Annotated in this window: 13 protein-coding genes; 4 read left to right on the top strand and 9 right to left on the bottom strand. The window is 70.7% G+C overall.

Annotation, left to right across the window (positions count from 1 at the left end; all coding sequences use genetic code 11):
* Positions 1–34: 34 nt before the first annotated feature.
* From ACIOSR_RS14250 to dnaK, 4 genes are all read right to left on the bottom strand, one after another.
* Positions 35–442, bottom strand: a complete 408-nt coding sequence (locus tag ACIOSR_RS14250; RefSeq protein WP_056049862.1) for a heat shock protein transcriptional repressor HspR — start codon at positions 440–442, stop codon at positions 35–37.
* Positions 443–534: 92 nt separating this feature from the next.
* Complete coding sequence (locus ACIOSR_RS14245) at positions 535–1,533, bottom strand: DnaJ C-terminal domain-containing protein (RefSeq protein ID WP_056049686.1); 999 nt, start codon at positions 1,531–1,533, stop codon at positions 535–537.
* 156 nt (positions 1,534–1,689) lie between these two features.
* The gene (locus ACIOSR_RS14240; protein WP_233568413.1) at positions 1,690–2,349 is read right to left on the bottom strand and encodes a nucleotide exchange factor GrpE; all 660 of its coding nucleotides are present in this window, start codon (positions 2,347–2,349) and stop codon (positions 1,690–1,692) included.
* An 11-nt stretch (positions 2,350–2,360) separates the two neighbouring features.
* On the bottom strand, positions 2,361–4,241 hold the full coding sequence (dnaK, locus tag ACIOSR_RS14235; RefSeq protein ID WP_056049689.1) for a molecular chaperone DnaK: 1,881 nt from the start codon (positions 4,239–4,241) through the stop codon (positions 2,361–2,363).
* A gap of 215 nt (positions 4,242–4,456) precedes the next feature.
* Between dnaK and ACIOSR_RS14230 the strand changes: the two genes are divergently transcribed.
* The 3 genes from ACIOSR_RS14230 (at position 4,457) to ACIOSR_RS14220 (ending at position 10,136) form a co-directional block, all read left to right on the top strand.
* Positions 4,457–5,839 carry an MFS transporter gene (locus ACIOSR_RS14230; protein WP_402752942.1) on the top strand — a complete coding sequence of 461 codons (1,383 nt, stop codon included), beginning with the start codon at positions 4,457–4,459 and terminating at the stop codon, positions 5,837–5,839.
* 93 nt (positions 5,840–5,932) lie between these two features.
* Positions 5,933–8,656, top strand: coding sequence for a hypothetical protein (locus tag ACIOSR_RS14225; RefSeq protein WP_402752941.1), 2,724 nt, complete (start codon positions 5,933–5,935; stop codon positions 8,654–8,656).
* 151 nt (positions 8,657–8,807) lie between these two features.
* Positions 8,808–10,136 (top strand): GNAT family N-acetyltransferase, encoded by a 1,329-nt coding sequence (locus tag ACIOSR_RS14220; protein ID WP_402752940.1) that lies wholly within the window; start codon positions 8,808–8,810, stop codon positions 10,134–10,136.
* A 110-nt stretch (positions 10,137–10,246) separates the two neighbouring features.
* On the opposite strand, the gene ACIOSR_RS14215 is transcribed toward ACIOSR_RS14220, so the two are convergent.
* Genes ACIOSR_RS14215 through ACIOSR_RS14195 form a run of 5 tightly spaced genes read right to left on the bottom strand, consistent with a single transcriptional unit; the run spans position 10,247 to position 16,818 of the window.
* On the bottom strand, positions 10,247–11,428 hold the full coding sequence (locus ACIOSR_RS14215; protein ID WP_192124899.1) for a family 1 glycosylhydrolase: 1,182 nt from the start codon (positions 11,426–11,428) through the stop codon (positions 10,247–10,249).
* A gap of 29 nt (positions 11,429–11,457) precedes the next feature.
* Complete coding sequence (locus ACIOSR_RS14210; RefSeq protein WP_267658987.1) at positions 11,458–13,206, bottom strand: ABC transporter ATP-binding protein; 1,749 nt, start codon at positions 13,204–13,206, stop codon at positions 11,458–11,460.
* Positions 13,203–14,156 (bottom strand): ABC transporter permease, encoded by a 954-nt coding sequence (locus tag ACIOSR_RS14205; RefSeq protein WP_123570899.1) that lies wholly within the window; start codon positions 14,154–14,156, stop codon positions 13,203–13,205. Before ACIOSR_RS14205 ends, ACIOSR_RS14210 begins: the two co-directional genes overlap by 4 nt.
* Complete coding sequence (locus ACIOSR_RS14200; RefSeq protein WP_056049705.1) at positions 14,153–15,133, bottom strand: ABC transporter permease; 981 nt, start codon at positions 15,131–15,133, stop codon at positions 14,153–14,155. The genes ACIOSR_RS14205 and ACIOSR_RS14200 overlap by 4 nt, the downstream gene beginning before the upstream one ends.
* Entirely contained in the window at positions 15,130–16,818 is a 1,689-nt protein-coding gene (locus ACIOSR_RS14195; protein ID WP_402752939.1) for an ABC transporter substrate-binding protein, read from the bottom strand. Before ACIOSR_RS14195 ends, ACIOSR_RS14200 begins: the two co-directional genes overlap by 4 nt.
* A 210-nt stretch (positions 16,819–17,028) precedes the next feature.
* Between ACIOSR_RS14195 and ACIOSR_RS14190 the strand changes: the two genes are divergently transcribed.
* Positions 17,029–18,405 carry a globin domain-containing protein gene (locus ACIOSR_RS14190; RefSeq protein WP_402752938.1) on the top strand — a complete coding sequence of 459 codons (1,377 nt, stop codon included), beginning with the start codon at positions 17,029–17,031 and terminating at the stop codon, positions 18,403–18,405.
* Positions 18,406–18,458: the final 53 nt, after the last annotated feature.

Below are 18,458 nucleotides of genomic sequence, written 5' to 3'. Positions count from 1 at the left end.
CGCGCTGCAGGTCGTGACCTCTCGGGGTCGCGCGTCAGCGCAGCGGCCGCCAGACGACGACCGAGGTCTGCCGCGACGGACGGGTGCCGTGTCGCAGCGGCACGACGCCGCTCTCGCCCGCGGCGAAGACCCGGGCACCGGGTCGGTTGACCATCTCGTCGGCCAGGGCCCGTTCGAGCTCGCGCACCCGGGACTGCAACGAGGTGACCTGGTTCTCGAGTTCGAGGATGCGCTTGATGCCCTCGAGCGAGATGCCCTCGCCCCCGAGTCGGGCGATCTCGCGCAATTGGACGACGTCCCGCATCGAGTAGCGCCTCGACTTGCCCGCGGTGCGCTGCGGGACGACCAGGCCGAGCCGGTCGTACTGCCGCAGGGTCTGCGCGTGCAGGCCCGAGAGCTCGGCGGCGGTCGCGATCGCGAAGAGGGGCGAGTGCTCGTCCATCGGCCACTGGGTGGGGTCCGGTCGGTCCATCTCGTCTCCTGTCTCGTCGCTCGTGGCCTGCCGCCGAGGAGGCGCGGGTCGGGTCGGTCTCGTCAGGCCCGGGCGCGGGCGATGAGGTCGTCGCGCGGGTTCTCGGCCGGCAGCGCGGCGGCCAGGGCCTCCACGGCCTCGCGCGCCTTGTCGTTGAGGTGCGCCGGCACCGCGACCTGGACGGTGGCGAGCAGGTCGCCGACGCCGTCCTTGGCGTGCACGCCGCGACCCTTGACGCGCAGGACGCGACCCGAAGGCGTGCCCGGCGCGACGCGCAGGCGCACGGGGTCGCCGCCCAGGGTGGGCACCTCGATGGTCGCACCGAGCGTCGCCTCGGCGAAGGTGACCGGCACGTCGAGGCGCAGGTTCTTGCCGTCGAGCTCGAAGACGGGGTGCTTGCGGACGGCGACGGTCAACACCATGTCGCCGGCCTCGCCGCCGTCGGGGCTCTGCTCGCCGCGACCGCGCAGCTTGATCTTCTGGCCGTCGTGCACGCCGGCCGGGATGCGGACCTTCATCGGCTTGCCGTTCGAGGCCTGCAGCGTGATGGTCTCGCCGACGATGGCGGTCTGGAAGTCGAGGGTCGTCGTGGCCGTCATGTCGCGGCCCTTCTGCGGGCCGCCGAAGCCGCGGTAGCCGCCGCTGGTCTGGCCGAATCCACCACCGCCGAACATGCCGCCGAAGATGTCGTCGAAGCCGCCACCACCGCCGCCCTGGCGGAACTGCGTGCGCTGTCCGCCCTGGTTGAACATGCCGCCGAAGACGTCCTCGAAGCCGCCGCCCGCGCCTCCGGGGCCGCCGCTGCCTGCCGCGAAGCGGGCACCGCCGCCCATGGCGCGCACCTGGTCGTACTCGCGACGCTGCTCGGGATCGGAGAGCACCGAGTGGGCCTCGCTGATCTCTTTGAACTTCGCCTCGCTGGCCGCGTCGCCGGGGTTGGAGTCGGGGTGGTACTTGCGCGCGAGCTTGCGGTAGACCTTCTTGAGCTCGGCGGGCGTGACGTCTTTGGAGACACCGAGGACGGCGTAGAAGTCCTTGTCGAACCAGTCCTGACTCGCCATGCGGCACCTCCTTCCTTGACTGGAGGTCGCTGCCTGGCAGCGACCGGAAGAGAACGGGGGAGGCGGTGGGCACCTCGTCGAGGAGCCCACCGCCGATCGCGACTTGCGTCGCAGGGGTGGTGACGGGCAGCCCGGGGGCCGCCCGTCACCGGGGTGCTACTGGGGGGTGTGCACCGCGACCTTGGCGGCCCGGATGACCCGGTCGCCGATCGTGTAGCCCGGCTCGATCACGTCGGCCACGGTGTTGACCGTGACGTCGGCACTCGGCAGCTGGACGAGGGCGTCGTGCTTGCTGGGGTCGAAGACGTCGCCCTTCGCGCCGATCTGCGCCAGGCCGAACTTGTCGAGCCCCCCGCGGATCTTCTGCGCGATGACCGTCATGGGCCCCTCGGCCAGGTCGCCGTGCTGTTCGGCACGGGCCAGGTCGTCGAGCGCCGGCAGCAGCGAACGGACGACCTCGGCCACCACGGCCTCGCGGTTGGCCTCGCGGTCACGCTCGACGCGCCTCCGGAAGTTCACCAGCTCGGCCTGGGCCCGCAGCATGTCCTGTCGCATGTCGGCCACCAGGTCGGCACTGGCCGCGTCGAGGATGGCCTCGTCGTCGGCGCTCAGCGTCTCGGTGCCCTCGGGCGCCTCGGCCATCGACTCGGCGGCGGCCTTGGCCCCGGCCGGGGCCTCGGCGTCGGCCGGGGTCTCGACGTCGGGAGCCTCGGCGTCGACGAGCTCGTCGGGCTCGACCACGTCGGCCGTGCCACCGTCTTCGGACGGGGTCGCGGGACGCGGCTCGTCGTCGGGCGTCTTGTTGTCGTCAGTCATGCCGACCGCCTCTACTTCTTGTCGTTGTCGTCGTCGTCCACGACCTCGGCGTCGACGATGTCCTCGTCGTCGCCCTGGGCCTGGCCATCGGCGGGAGCACCCTCGGCACCGGCCGCACCGGCAGCACCGGCCTGGTCGGCCTGGCTCTGCGAGTAGATCGCCTGGCCGAGCTTCTGCTGGCTCTCGTTGAGCTTGTCGAAGGCGGGCTTGATCGCGGACTCGTCGTCGCCGGCGAGGGCGGACTTGAGCGAGTCGACGTCGGCCTGGACCTCGGACTTGACGTCCGCGGGCAGCTTCTCGTCGTTCTCCTTGATCAGCTTCTCGATCGAGTAGACGAGCTGCTCGGCCGAGTTGCGGGTCTCGTTGGCCTCGCGACGCGCCTTGTCTTCGGCGGCGTTCTCCTCGGCCTCGCGCACCATGCGCTCGATGTCGTCCTTCGACAGCGACGAGCCGCCCGAGATGACCATCGACTGCTCCTTGCCGGTGCCCTTGTCCTTCGCGGACACGTGCACGATGCCGTTGGCGTCGATGTCGAACGTGACCTCGATCTGCGGCACGCCACGGGGGGCCGGCGCGATGCCGGTCAGCTCGAAGGTGCCGAGGTTCTTGTTGTCACGCGTGAACTCGCGCTCGCCCTGGAACACCTGGATCGCGACGGACGGCTGGTTGTCGTCGGCCGTCGTGAAGGTCTCGCTGCGCTTGGTCGGGATGGCGGTGTTGCGCTCGATGAGCTTCGTCATCGCGCCACCCTTGGTCTCGATGCCGAGGCTGAGCGGGGTGACGTCGATGAGCAGGACGTCCTTGCGCTCACCCTTCAGCACGCCGGCCTGGAGGGCGGCACCGACGGCGACGACCTCGTCGGGGTTGACGCCCTTGTTGGGCTCCTGACCACCGGTGAGCTGCTTGACGACCTCGGTGACCGCGGGCATGCGGGTCGAGCCACCGACGAGCACGACGTGGGCGATGTCGCCCACCTTCACGCCCGCCTCTTTGATGACGTCGTTGAACGGCTTCTTGGTGCGGTCGAGCAGGTCGCTCGTCCACTGCTCGAACTGCGAGCGCGAGATCGTCTCGTCGAGGTTGAGCGGGCCGTCGGCGGTCAGCGTGAGGTACGGCAGCTGGATGCTGGTCGAGGTGCTCGACGACAGCTCTTTCTTGGCCTGCTCGGCGGCCTCTTTGAGGCGCTGCTTGGCGATCTTGTCGGTCGACAGGTCGACGCCGTGGGCGTCCTTGAACTTCTTGATGAGGTGCTCGACGATCCGGTTGTCCCAGTCGTCGCCGCCGAGGCGGTTGTCACCCGAGGTGCTGCGCACCTGGATGGTGGAGAAGTCCTCGTCCTTGCCGACTTCGAGCAGCGAGACGTCGAACGTTCCGCCACCGAGGTCGAAGACCAGGATGAGCTCGTCTTCCTTGCCCTTGTCGAGGCCGTAGGCGAGCGCCGCGGCGGTCGGCTCGTTGATGATGCGCAGGACGTTCAGGCCCGCGATCTCGCCGGCCTCTTTCGTGGCCTGGCGCTCGGAGTCGTTGAAGTACGCGGGGACGGTCACGACGGCGTCGGTGACCTCTTCGCCCAGGTACTGCTCGGCGTCGCGCTTGAGCTTGCCCAGGATGCGCGCGCTGATCTCTTGCGGGGTGTACTTCTTGTCGTCGATCTCGACCTTCCAGTCGGTGCCGACGTGGCGCTTGACCGACGCGATGGTGCGGTCGACGTTGGTGACGGCCTGGCGCTTCGCGGTCTCGCCGACCAGCACCTCGCCGTCCTTCGTGAAGGCGACGACCGAGGGGGTCGTGCGCAGACCCTCGGCGTTCGCGATGACGGTGGGCTCGCCACCCTCGAGGACGCTGACGACCGAGTTGGTGGTACCGAGGTCGATTCCTACTGCACGTGCCATGTGCTTTTCTCCTTCGTGGTGCGATGTTGCGGAAACCTGTGGGGGCCGGCCTTGAGTCGGCCAGGCTCAACTTTACTCGCCCTGCCGACGAGGTCAAGCGGCGAACCTGAAAGTTGAGCCAGAATGACTCAACTCTCGTGAGAGGGTCGCCGCGCCCACGCCGGACGAGGAGGCGCGACCCCCCTCGGCCACGGACGCCCACTAGGTTGACCCCCATGACCGCAGCGCAGACGCTCGCCGACGCCGACCCGATCCCCCGCCGCCGGGTGCTCTCGTGGGCCCTCTGGGACTGTGGCTCCGCCGCCTTCAACGCCGTGGTCACCTCGTTCGTCTTCAGCACCTACCTGGCGTCCGGCGCCTTCGTCGATCCGGCGATCGTGGCGGCGGCCGGCGACGACGCGCGCAACCCGGCCCTGGTGCTGGCCAAGGCCGAGAACGCGACGGTCATCTCGACCGCCCTGACGATCGCGGGGGTGCTGATCGCGCTGCTCGCGCCGGTGCTCGGCCAGCGCAGCGACGGCTCCGGGCGCCGCAAGCTCTGGCTCGCCATCAACACCGGTCTCGTGGTGCTGGCCATGGCCGCGATGGTGCTGGTCGCCCCGGCGCCCGGGTACCTCGTCTTCGGCGCGGCCCTGCTCGCCGTCGGCAACCTCTTCTTCGAGTTCGCGAGCGTCAACTACAACGCCATGCTCGTGCAGGTCTCGACGCCGGGGACGATCGGGAAGGTGTCGGGGTTCGGCTGGGGCCTCGGCTACGTCGGCGGCATCGTCCTGCTGCTGTTGCTGCTCGTCGCCTTCTTGCAGAGCTTCGGAGTCGAGGGACGCGGCGGCCTGTTCGGCGTCGCCACGGGAACGGAAGGAGGCGCGTGGGACGTCCGCCTGTCGATCGTCGTCGCCGCGGCGTGGTTCGCGGTCTTCGCGGTGCCGGTCCTGCTGTCGGTGCCCGAGCTGCCCGCCACCGCCGCACGGGCCCGGGTGGGCTTGTGGCGCTCGTACCGCCTCCTGGGGTCGACGATCGCCAAGCTCTGGCGCACCAACCGCCAGGTGCTGCTGTTCCTGCTGGCCAGCGCCGTGTTCCGTGACGGCCTCGCGGCCGTCTTCACCTTCGGCGCCATCATCGCCGCCCAGGTCTTCGGCTTCTCGCCGAGCATGGTGATCTACTTCGCCGTCGGGGCGAACCTCGTCGCCGGCATCGGCACGTTCGTCGGGGGTTGGCTCGACGACCGTCTCGGGGCCAAGACGATCATCGTCGCGTCGTTGGTGGGGCTCGTGATCGCCGCCTTCGCGGTGCTCGCGATCGGGACCGCGACGAACCTCTTCTGGGTGTTCGGCCTCGCCCTGGCGCTCTTCGTCGGTCCGATCCAGTCGGCGAGCCGGTCGTTCCTCGCCCGGGTGACGCCGCCCGGGCGCGAGGGCGAGATCTTCGGGCTCTACGCGACGACCGGGCGAGCCGTGAGCTTCCTCGCCCCCGGGCTGTTCACCCTGTTCGTGAGCGCGACGGGCGACACCCGCTTCGGGATCGTCGGGATCGCGCTCGTCCTGCTCGCCGGGCTCGTGTTGATGCTGCCGGTGAAGGCGGTGCAGCGCTCGATCGACTGAGCCGTGCTCGGAGTCGCCTGACCCGGTCGTGGAATGTAAAGTATCTCCCGGCCGCCCCGATCGGTCTTCCCTTTCCCCCATCCGGAAGAAGACATGAGCACGATCAGATCAGGCCTCGCCGCCGTCGGCCTCGCGGCCCTCGCCGTGGGCACCCTCTCCCCCACGGCGGCCCTCGCGGCCCCCGCCGCCACCACCATCCCCGACCGGTCCTCGCCCGAGGCGTCACCCGCGGCGTCCACCACGACCCCGACCGCACCCCGCATCGCGTTCGTCGAACCGAGCGACGGCGACAAGCTGTCGGTCGCGGGCATGGCTCCGGGCGCCCGGCTCGTGGGCATCGACATCGAAGGCGGAGGCAGCCACGGCGCCTCCGTCTGGAACGACCGCTTCGCCACGCTCGTCGACGTCGCCGACCGGGGCAAGAAGGCCACGCTGATCTCGTACACCCCGCAGGGTCGGGTCGAGGTCGATTTCGTCCTCGAGATCCAGTACGCCGAGGGCGAGGACGAGGCGCCCGGCACGCCCGTCATCCACGGGGTCAGCCAGTACGACGACGAACACCTCGTGATCGAGGGCACGGTGGCCCACCATCCCGATCTCTTCTCGAAGACCGAGGTGTGGGCCAACCGGTCGGGCATGTCGTGGGACTTCCCGTCCGAGAACGGGTCGTTCTCGCTCACCGTGCCCGCCTCGCGCGCCGGCGAGGTCATCGACGTGACGGCCTACTACCAGGGCCACGCCAGCGGGACGGCCCAGGTCGCGCTCGTCCCGACCGAACGCAACACCGCCTCCGACGTCCACCCGCTCGACGTCGGGTCGCCCACCGCGGGCGACGTGCTGGCGACCCCCGAAGCGACCTTCGCCGGGACCGGCATCCCGAACTCACAGATCGTCGTGACACGCGACGAGAAGACGAACCGCGCCTCCTCGACGCTCTGCAAGACCCGCGTCTCGTCGCTGGGCGACTGGAGCTGCACGTCACCGACGCTGCCCGCCGGGAGCTACGACACCGTCGTGACCGAGACGCCCGTCTGGGCCGCGGCACCGAAGCAGACCGCCGGGACGGCGTTCTCCGTCGCCGACACCATGCCCGACCCCGGGTCCGAGACGCCGGGTCGCCCCTCGACCCCCCTCCTGTCGTCGGTGACCGAGGGCCCCGACGGCCGCCTGACCGTCCGAACGATCATCCACGGGGCCGGCCAGGCCCGCATCGACGTCGGCGACCACAGCGAGACCCGTCTCCGCGGGCAGCACGGCCGGTTCTCGTTCCTGCTCGACGGGTCGCTGGCCGGGCAGACCGCGACCATCACGGGGCTGTCCCACGACGGCGACGGCGACGGCGACTCCCTCGAGATCGACCTGACGCCGCTCGAGGCCCCGGCCGGCTCACCGCTCTCGGCCCCGTTGATGCACGGCATCTCCGAGGAGTCGAGCACCTTCTACGTCCAGGGCACCACCTCGTACTTCGCCGACGAGTACCTCGTGCCGACGGTGATCGCCCAGATCGACGGCGAGTTCGTCGCCGCGACCGAGTCCACCTGGAACGGCGCGTACATCCTCCGCATCCCGACCTCGTTCGCCGGGCAGGACGTCGACCTCTACACCGTCCGGAACGGCGAGCTGTCCGAGGCCACCACGATCACGGTCGAGGCGACCGAGACGAACTCGGCTCCCGAGACGTTCCCCCTCGAGGTGACCTCGATCGCCGAGGGCGAGACCATCTCGACCGACATGACCTCGATCACCGGCGAGGGCATCCCCGGGTCCCGCATCGCGATCGCAACCGACCTGGCGCGTGCCGGCGAGGCCTGCGCCGCGTTCGTCGGGAGCGACGGGACCTGGACCTGCGAGCTGGAGGCGCCCCTGACGTCCGGCCCGCAGACCATGACGGTCACCGAGACGCCCTACTGGCGGACCCTCGCGCCGTTGACCTCGACGCGCTCGTTCACCGTGTCCGACGGCTCAGACGGCTCCGACGACGAGGACCTGACCGACCTCACCGTGACCAGCCACACCGACGGTGGCCGCTACACCACCGGCATCGCGACGTTCAGCGGCCGCGGCACGCCCGACGCCCGCCTGACCGCCGCCAACCAGTGGGGCACGCCCATGGGTTCGACCCGCGTGGACGAGGACGGCGACTGGAGCTTCAGCCGCAACCTCGGCCCGACCAGCGCCGGCTACGACATCACCTTCACGATGACGCCCACCACCGGTGCGCCCACCCTGGTGACCCTGCACCTCGACTACGAGGCTCCCTCGCGACCGCTGACCGTCACCAGTCACGTGGACGGCGACTCCTACCGCGAGGGCATCGCCCGCTTCACCGGCACGGGCACCGTCGGCGCCCAGCTCGTCTCCACCAACCAGTGGGGCACCCAGATGGGCAAGGCGACCATCGGCAGCGACGGCACCTGGGCGTTCTCGCGCAACCTCGGACCGACGAACCCCGGCTACGTCCTGACCTTCGTCGCCACCCACGGCACCGACGTGCAAGAGGAGGTCGTGACGTTGACGCACCAGAAGGACGCCCTGGTCGACGTCACGATGTCCTCGCCGGTCATCCGTGACGGCGGCATCGCCGAGGCCCACCGCACCGTGGCGTTCCGGGGCACCGCCACGCCCTTCGCCACGGTCGTCGGCAAGAACCAGTGGGGCACGCCGTTCGGCAGCACCACCGCCTCGTCCACCGGCGCGTTCGCGTTCGACCGCTACGTCGGGCCCGCCGGCACGACCTACCAGCTGACCTTCGAGCAGAAGGCCACCGACGGCACGACGAAGACCACCACAGGGATCGACTTCGTCACCGGACGCTGACACCACCACCAGTACCGGCACCATCACCACCAGGGCCGGCTCCGCACCCGCGGGGCCGGCCCTCCCCCGTCCCCGACGCCGACGTGCCCGGCGGCCGCCGCTCCTCCTCGAGACCGACGACAACGTCGGCCGTCCTCCGTAGGCTGACCGGGTGAGCACCCTCGACGACGACTACGACCTCCGCACCTTCGCGGCCGCGCTCGACCCCGAGGCGAGTGACGACTCCCCGCGGGCCGACGTGGCGACCGCCGCCTGGGTCGACGCCGAGTCGATGGGCTTCCACGAACCGGCCGGCGACGACGACTCCCTCGGCCGTGCCGCGCGTCGCCTCGTCGCCGACGGGCGACGTCTCACGGGCGTCTACCGCCGCGAGGCCACCCCCGGCTCGCTCGACGCCGAGGGTCGCCCCGTCGCCACCTTCGCGTCGTTCGACAAGACCCTGCACGTCGGCGGCGGCCGTCTGATCGACGCCGACCTGGTCGCCGGCGTCACCGTGCAACCGACCCACCGCCGCAAGGGCATCCTGCGTCGGATGATCACCGACGACCTCGCCCGCGCCAAGGCGGCCGGCACCCCGGTCGCCGCCCTCACCGCGAGCGAGGCGTCGATCTACCGGCGCTTCGGCTTCGGCGTGGGCGTCCGCGAGCGCACCATCGAGGTCGACGTCCGTCGCGCGGGCGGCCTGCTCAGCGAGCCCGAGGGCAGCACCGAGCTCGTCACCACGGCCTCGCTCGCCGAGGTCGCCCCCGACGTCTTCGCCCGGTTCCACGTCCGCAGCCCCGGTTCGATCGACCGGCACGAAGGCGCCTGGAACCACGCCCTCGGCCGCGAGCGCGCCGACGGCACGCCCGACCCCGCGGTCCGGGCCGCGGTGCACCGCGACGCGACCGGCACCGTCGACGGCTACGTCACGTACCGGGTCGAGTCGGCCGGGGGCGGCCCCGGTTCCACGGGTGTCCAGACCCTCGTCGTCGTCGACCTCGTGGCCGCGACCGACGACGCCTACCTCGGCCTCTGGCAACTGCTGCTCGCGATCGACCTGGTCCGGCTCGTCCGGTACTCGAACGCCCCGCAGCACGACCCCTTGGCGCACGCGATCGTCGACGGTCGCGCCCTGACCATCAGCCACGACGAGGACCACGTGTGGTTCCGCGTCCTCGACCCGGTCGCGGCCCTGCAGGCTCGCCCGTGGGCGGCCGACGGCGTCGTCACGATCGCGATCGGTGACGCGCTGGGCCACGCGGCCGGCACGTACCGGGTCACGAGCGAGGCAGGCGAGGCGACGGTGAAGAAGGCAGCCGTCCGCCGGGCCGACCTCGAACTCGACGTCGCCACGCTCGGCTCGCTCTGGCTCGGCGGCTCCGACCCGGTCACGCTGGCCGCGGCCGGCCTGGTCCGCGAGCGACGCAAGGGCGCCGTCCAGAAGTTCCGCGCGATGCTGCTGCCCGAGCGGCCGCTGCACGGCATCACCTACTTCTAGGCACGGCATCGGCCCCGGGGCCGAGACGCAGGAGGCGCGGGTCGGGTGACCCGCGCCTCCTGCGTTCTCGTGCGCCCCGCGCCGTCCCGGTCCGGCAGGGCCGGAGGGCGCTACGCCCGCGCCAGCCCGTTCGCGCGCGCGACCTCGCCGTACCAGCGGGCGCTCGGCTTCGGCGTCCGCTCGAAGGTGTCGCGGTCCCAGCCGATCAGGCCGAAGGTCGGGCGGAACCCGCTGGCCCACTCGTAGTTGTCGAGGGCGCTCCAGTGCTGGTAGCCGAGCACCTCGATGCCCTCGTCGATGGTGTCGTGGACGTGCTCGAGCGCGCCCTGCGTGTAGGCGATGCGACGGGTGTCGTCGGCGGTCGCGATGCCGTTCTCGGTGACCATGACGGGCACGTGGCCGGACAGCTCCCACGCGCTGCGGATGCCCTCGGCGGCGGCCGGCGGGTAGAACTCCCACCCGGTCAGCGTCGTCTCGAGCCCCTCGGCGACCGGCCGCGGCCCCTCGGGCCCGACGAAGGTCTGCGTGTAGGCCTGCACGCCGACGAAGTCGTCGCCCGCCGCCATCTCGCTGTACCAGTCGTCACGCACGTAGCCGTACTCGCGCGTCTTCTCGGCGGCACCCGGCTCGTCGACGGCCTTGAACGCCTGGGTGGCGACGGTCCAGCCCGACTTGATCCGAGGCAACTGCGACAGCACCTCACGGCTGCGCTTGTGCGAGGCGAGCAGGGCGTCGGCGACCTCGAGGTCGGGGTTCGGCAGCCCGTATGCGACGAGGTTCGAGGCGTCCTCCCCGCCGGCGAGCATCGCGGCGATGTTCGGTTCGTTGATGGTGCAGACGTACTCGACGCCCTCGGCGACGACGGGCAGGGCGAGCTCGGTGTACCGGGCGAACAGGTCGGCGGCGTCGGGTGCGCGCCAGAAGCCGTCGCGCTCGAACCAGCGCGGCACGGTGAAGTGCATCAGCGTGACGATCGGCTCGATGCCGAACTCGTGGCAGGTCTCGACCATGCGGCGGTAGTGAGCGATCTGCGCCTTGCTGACGACGCCGCGCTCGGGCTCGATGCGGGCCCACTCGATGCTGAACCGGTAGCTGTTGAGCCCCAGCTCGGCGAGCAGGCGGATGTCGTCGCGGAACCGGTTGTAGCTGTCGGCCGCGTCACCGCTCGGTTCGACGATGGTCGTGCCCGGCGCGTGCTCGTGCACCCACCAGTTGCTGTTCACGTTGTTGCCCTCGATCTGGTGCGCCGCGGTCGCGGCACCCCACAGGAAGCCGTCGGGGAAGGTGAGCACAGGGGTCCTTTCGGAGGAGGTCGAGGAGTTCAGGAGGCGCGGTGCGTGCGGCGCGGGTTCGGCACCGCGTCGAGCAGCTTCACCGTGTACGGGTCGGTCGGTCGCTGCAGCACCTCGGCCGTGTGCCCCCGCTCGACCACGGCTCCCTGGTCGAGCACCATGATGTCGTCGGTGATCAGGCGGGCACTGAGCAGGTCGTGGGTGATGTAGAGCATCGAGACGCCCCACTGCTCGCGGAGGTCCTCGAGCAGGGCGAGCACCCCGGCCCGCAGCGAGACGTCGAGCATCGAGACGGGCTCGTCGGCGATGATCACCTGCGGGTCGCTCGCGAGCGCCCGGGCGATCACGACGCGTTGCCGCTGGCCACCCGACAGCTGGTGCGGCAGCTTGGCCGCGAACTGCTCGACCGGCGTCAGACCGACCGTCTCGAGCAGCTCGAGCACCCGGCGCCGCGCCTCCTGACCGGTCAGGCCGGTGTAGTTCACGACGGGACGCGTGAGCGTGTACTCGACCGTGTGCAGCGGGTTCAGCGCCGCGTACGGGTCCTGGAAGACCATCTGCACGTCGCTGCGGAAGCTGCGCAGTGCGCGGCCGCGAAGCGCCGTGACGTCGGTGTCGCCGAACGTGACGCTGCCGCTCGTCGGCTTCTCGACGCCCGTGACGAGCTTGGCGATCGTGCTCTTGCCCGAGCCGCTCTGCCCGACGAGGGCGAGCGACTGGCCCGGTTCGAGCGTGAACGACACGTCGCGGACGGCCCGCACGGGGTCGTCGCCCCGACGAGGAGGCGCATAGGTCTTGGTCACGCCGCTCACGGTGATCGCGTGCTGCGCCGTGCGCTGGCCGCGCGTGGCGACGGTCGGCACCGAGGTCGTCGTGTCGACGCGGCGGTCGCCCCGGGCCCGGCGGACCGAGCGGTCCTCGAACCCGGGCAGCGACACGACCTCGGCACGAGGGTCGGCGTAGTGCGACAGGAGCATCTTCGTGTAGTCGTCCTGCGGGTCGGCGAGCACGTCAGCCGAGCGACCGTCCTCGACGATGCGGCCCTCGTGCATCACGAGCACGCGCTGGGCCGACTCGAGCACGATCCCGAGGTCGTGGCTGATCAGGACGGCGGTGAAGCCCTCGCTCTGCTGCAGCGAGATGATCGTGTCCATCACGGCGTGCTGCACGAGCACGTCGAGCGCCGTGGTCGGCTCGTCGAAGACCATCAGCTGCGGCTCGAGCGACAGGGCGAGGGCGATCGAGACGCGCTGGCGCATGCCGCCCGACAGCTCGCCGGGGAACCGGGCGAGCACGCCCGCGTCGAGCTCGACCTTCGCGACCAGCTCGGCGGCCCGGCTGTGCCACCGGTCGCGCGGCACGTGGCCGTGGGCCTTGAACACGTCGACGAAGTGGTTGCGGATCGTGCGCACCGGGTTCAACGCGTTCATGCCCGACTGCAGCACCATCGCGAAGCCGCCCTGACGCTGCTGACGCAGGGCCTCGGTGTCGAGGTCGCGGACGTCGGCACCGTCGAACCAGATGCTGCCGCCGTTGGTGCGCGCCGGCGGCTTCTGCAGCCGGGTCAGCGCGTAGCCGAGGGTCGACTTGCCCGAGCCGGACTCGCCGACCAGGCCGACGAACTCGCCCCGCTTCAGCCGGAACGACACGTGGTCGACGGCCTGCACGGGCTCGGCGCCGGCGCTCTCGTAGACGACGCTGAGGTCGCGGACGTCGAGCAGCACGTCGTCGGACGACGAGGAGGCGCGGTCGGCGGTGGTGAGGTCCGTGGCGGTCACTTGCGCGCCTCCTTCTTCTGCTTCGCGCCTTCGCGAAGTCGAGGGTTGCCGACGGCGTCGACGCCGAAGTTGATCAGGGTCAGGCTCATCGCCAGCAGGGCGATGCAGAGGCCGGGCGCGAAGAGCAGGATCCACTGGCCGGTGAGCAGGGCGTTCGAGTTCTGGGCCCAGTAGAGGATCGTGCCCCAGCTGACGATCGACGAGTCGCCGAGCCCCAGGAACTCGAGGCCGGCCTCGGCGAGGATCGCGCTGGTCGCGGCACCGAAGAACGAGCCGGTGATCAGCGAGGTCATGTTGGGCAGGATCTCGCGGAACACGATGCGTCCCGCGCTCTCGCCCGAGAACCGTGCCGCCGTGACGAAGTCGCGCGAGCGCAGGGACTGCGTCTGGCTGCGCAGCACGCGGGCTCCCCAGGCCCAGCCCGTGATGACGATCACCGCGAGGATCACGGTGATGCCGCCGTTCTGCAGGTAGGCCGCGATGACGATCATCAGGGGCAGACCCGGGATCACGAGGAACAGGTTGACGACGAAGCCGACGACGTCGCCGCCGAAGCCCTTCATGTAGCCCCAGCTGAGCCCGATCGCCACGGCGACCAGGGTCGACAGCACGCCCGCCACGACACCGACGAAGACGCTGATGCGGGCGCCGTAGATCAGTTGGCTGAGGACGTCCTCGCCGGCCGCCGTCGTGCCCATCCAATGGGCCCAGCTGGCGTCGGCGTTGCGCTCGAAGCCGTTCTCGCTGGCGCCGTAGGGGGCGAGCAGCGGGGCGAAGATCGCGACGAGCACGAACACGCCGAAGATGACGACGCCGATCTTCGCCTTGGGGTTCGACCAGATGGTCGCGGCCATGCGGCCGATGGTGAGCCAGCGACTGGGCGCCTTCTGCTCGGCGGGCCCGGTGGGGGGCGCGCCTTCGGGCAGGTGGACGGACACGGTGGAGGTCATCGGCGGGTCCTAGGGTCGAGCACGCCGTACAAGATGTCGACGAGGAAGTTGGCGACGAGCACGCTGACCGTGATCATCAGGAAGAGGGCCTGCATCAGCGGGTAGTCCTGGCCGATGACGGCGTTGAACAGCAGGTAGCCGATGCCGGGGTAGCCGAACACCTGCTCGACGAGGATCGAGCCGCCGACCACGCCGCCCAGGGCGAGGCCGAAGCCGGTCAGGTTGGGCAGGATCGCGTTGCGGGCGGCGTAGCGCACGGCGACCGTGCGGCCCTTGAGCCCGTTGGCCTCGGCGAAGGTGACGTAGTCGTCGCCCAGCGTCGAGATCATCGCGTTGCGCATGCCGAGTATCCAGCCGCCGAGGCTCGTCAGCAGGATCGTGATCGCCGGGAGCACGGCGTGCTGCAGGGCGTCGCCGACGAAGGCCGGCGTGAACCCGGGCGTCGTCGTCGCGCCGTAGGCCCCCGTGGTGGGGAACCAGTGCAGCACGTAGCCCAGGAAGAACAGCAGCAGCAGAGCGGTCCAGAAGTACGGGAACGTGCTCATGAAGCTGCCCGACAGGGTGGGCAGCGAGTCGAGCCAGGTGCCGCGCTTCCAGGCCGCGGCGACCCCGATCAAGGTGCCGAGCACGAAGGCGATGATCGTGCAGACCCCGACGAGGATCAGCGTGAACGGCAGGGCCTGGCCGACCAGGTGGCCGACCGTCTCGGGGAAGAACGTGTAGCTCGTGCCGAAGTCCAGGCGCACGACCTGACCGAGGTAGCTGACGTACTGCTGGAGCACGTTGCCGCTCGGCACGCCGAGCTGGGCCTCGATGGCGGCGCGCGTCGCCGCGCTGACCGGGCCGTTCTGCGACAGCTTGGCGATCGCGGCGTCGGTCGGGCTGCCGGGCATCAACCGCGGCAGGATGAAGTTCAGCGTGACAGCCGCCCACAGGGTGAGCACGAACAGGCCGAGTTTCTGGGCTGCGTACTTCACTGGTCGCCCTCTTCCTGGTCGACGCGCTTGAGCTTCGTGAAGATCAGCAGCGGTGCCTGGTCGTAGTTCTGCGGTGCCATGTACGGGTTCTCGGCGGTGGGCCAGCCGGTGAACTTCGAGTCGTTGAACAGACCCCAGAGCCCGCCGTAGTAGAGGCCGATCACGGGCAGCTGGTCGTAGACGACGTTCTGCAACCGGTAGGCGTACTGCTTCTGCTGCTCGGGGTCGGTCGTGGCCTTCCAGTCGTCGAGCAGCTGGTCGACCGCCGGGTCGCTGAACCGCTCGAAGTTGGCCGCCGTGGTCTCGCCGACCGGGGTGGCGAACTGGCTGTTGAGCAGGTTGTTGTAGGCCTGGTAGACGTTGCCGTTGCCCATGCCGCCCATCGCCATGTCGAACTCGCCGTTCGCGATGGCCGACTGGTAGCCGGCCGGCTGGGGAGCCTGGATCTGCACGTCGATGCCGATCGCGCCCAACTGGCTCCGCACCTCCTGCACGGCCCGCAGCCAGTCGGTGTAGCCGTTGGCCGTCAGGATCGTGATCTCGAGCTGCTGGCCGTCGGGGCCGACCAGCTCGTCACCCTGCTGCGTGTAGCCCGACTGGGCGAACGCCGCGAGGGCGCCGTCGACGTCCTGCTCGAGGATGCCGGCGTTCGGGATCGACGGGTCGAGGTCGTCCTGCTGGTTGGGCAGGATGAGCCCGGTCTGACCGGCCGGCTCGAGGTAGCCCTCGGTGGCCGACTCGGCGATGGGGCCGCGGTCGAGCGCCAGGGCGATGCCACGACGCACGTTCACGTCGTCGAAGGGCGCCTTGGTGAGGTTCGGCACGAGCCCGATCACGCCGCCCGGCGGGAACCAGAACTGGTTGTCGGGGCTGGCGGCACCCCAGGTGCCCTCGACGTCGCTGATGAACGAGTACGACCAGTCATAACCGCGCGTGACGGTGTCGAGCTGGTTGTTCGTCGCGGGCAGGATCAGGTGACCGATCTCGATCTTGTCCGCCTGCCAGTAGGTCTCGTTCTTGTCCATCGAGTACTGCTGCGGCGAGTAGTTGCCGAGCGTGAACGGTCCGGTGCCCACCGGGTCGGGGTTGCGGAAGGTCGTGGGGTCGTCGACGTCCTTCCACAGGTGCTCGGGGACGATCGTCGTCTGACCGATGATCTCCATGGCCGGCACGTCGTCGGTCTGCAGGTGGAAGACCACGTGGTCGCCCTGCTGCTCGATCGTGTCGATGTGCTGCCACGCACCCTTGAGGTCGAGCGTGGGGTTCGCCTTGATGAGGTCGAACGTGTAGACCACGTCGGCGGGGGTCATGGGCGTGCCGTCGGACCACTCGACGCCGTCGCGGATCGTCATGTCGATCGTGCGCGCGTCGGGCAGGACGGTCTCGCTCGCGAGCCAGGGCGTGATCTCGCCGTCGAGCGGGTTGATCTCGAGCAGGGGCTCGTAGATCCAGGTCGAGGCCGTGCGCTTGTTCGTGAGGAACGGGTTGAAGTTGCGCTCGAACTGCGGGTTGCCCTTGTCGGCGTTGATCAGCATCGTGTCGGCCCCGATGCTGGGGTCGGGCTGGCTGCGGATCTGGATGCTGCAGCCGGTGGCCACGAGCACGGCGGCCGTGGCCGCTGCCAGGGCCGCGAGCGTGCGGAAGCGTCGGCGTGGGTGTCGCCGAGGGGGTGTCGCGTGCGTCATCGCCACGTTCTCTCATTCGTCGTCGAGGTGAGCTGGGCCCACTGTAAGCGCATACATCGCAGGGGCGCAAGTGGTCGGCCCCGTCGAGAGGCCACGAGGAGGCGCGAGGTCGTTCGACGCCGAGCCAACCGTCAGGGGATGCCAGGGCCCGCACGCCAGAATCGGCGTCGGGTGCCGGTCACGGCACCCCGGCCGACCGGAGGGACCCGCATGGCCAGCACGACGCAGCTGCGAGCGCTCCGCGCCTCGCTGCCCGTGGTCGCCGAGCGGGCGCACGACATCGCCGACGACTTCTACCGCCGCCTGTTCGCGACGCGACCCGATCTGCTGCGGGACCAGTTCAACCGGGGGGACCTCGCCCAGGGGCGGCAGCAGCGCGAGCTCGCCCGCACGATCGTGGCGCTCGCCCAGGCCGTCCTCGACGCGGCCCCGGGGTCGACGCGTGCCGCCGGTGGCGACCGGCACCGCGCCTCCTCGGGGGGTGGACCGTCCGGCGTCGACGGCGACGCCGACGCCGTCGGCCAGGCCGGGGCGCCGACCCTCGCACCGGCGACGCCCGGCGAGATCGTCTCGCGGTTGGCCCAGCGGCACGCGGCGCTCGGCGTCACCCGCGACGAGTACGACCTGTTCGAGCGGCACCTCGGCGACGCGTTCGCGGCCGCCCTCGGCCCCCGGCTCACGACCGAGGTCGCCGATGCGTGGTCGGCCGTCTACCGGCAGGCCCGCGACGAGATGGTGACGACGGTCGAGGCGATCTACCGGCAGGCCGACCTCGAGCCGGGCGAGGAGTGGCGCGAGGCCCTCGTCACCGAACACCGCGTCGAGGCCGAGGACGTCGTCGCACTCACCCTCGTCTCGGCCGACAGCGAGACGCTGCCGCGGTACCGTGCCGGCCAGTTCGCGTCCGTGCAGGTGCGGCTGCCCGACGGGGCCCGGCAGATCCGGCAGTACAGCCTGCGCGGCGGGCACGACGAGCAGTGGCGCATCAGCGCACGGCTGCTGGTCGGCGAACCGCCCGCCCCCGACGGCGAGGTCTCGTCGCACCTGATGCGCGAGCTGCGGGTGGGCGACGTGGTGAGCGTCTCGCCCCCGATCGGGTCGCTGACGATCGACGACCTCGACGACGCCCCGCTGCTGTTCGTCTCGGCGGGCATCGGCTGCACGCCCGTGCTCGGCATGCTCGACCACCTGGCCCGCACCGAGCCCGACCGCGTCGTGACGGTCCTGCACTTCGAGCGCACCCCCGAGCGGCACGCCCACCGCGTCGAACTCGAGGCGCTGGTCGCGTCGATGCCGAACGCGACGCTGCGGGTCAGCTACACGCAGGGGTCGCTGTCGGCGCTCAGCGCGCTGGCCGAGGCGTCCATCGACGGGCCGGGGGTCTACCTCGACCCGATCGACCTGGCCCGGGTCGACCTCACCGCTTCGCACCGGGTGTTCCTGTGCGGGCCGGTGCCGTTCATGGCGATCGCCCGGGCGGCACTGATCGGCCACGGCGTCGACGCCGACCGCGTGCACTACTTCGTCTTCGGGCCGGACGACGGCAGCGTCACGGGTGCCGACACCGGGCAGCGCGGGCTGGGGTAGGCGCGCGCGGAGGCGCTGCCGGGCTCGCCGACTGGCTCGCGGGCGGAGGCGCG

Source organism: Frigoribacterium sp. NPDC087798 (assembly GCF_044742985.1).
GTDB lineage: Bacteria > Actinomycetota > Actinomycetes > Actinomycetales > Microbacteriaceae > Frigoribacterium.
The sequence above is the reverse complement of the archived record's forward strand: the minus strand, read 5'-3'. Positions and strand labels throughout refer to the sequence as shown.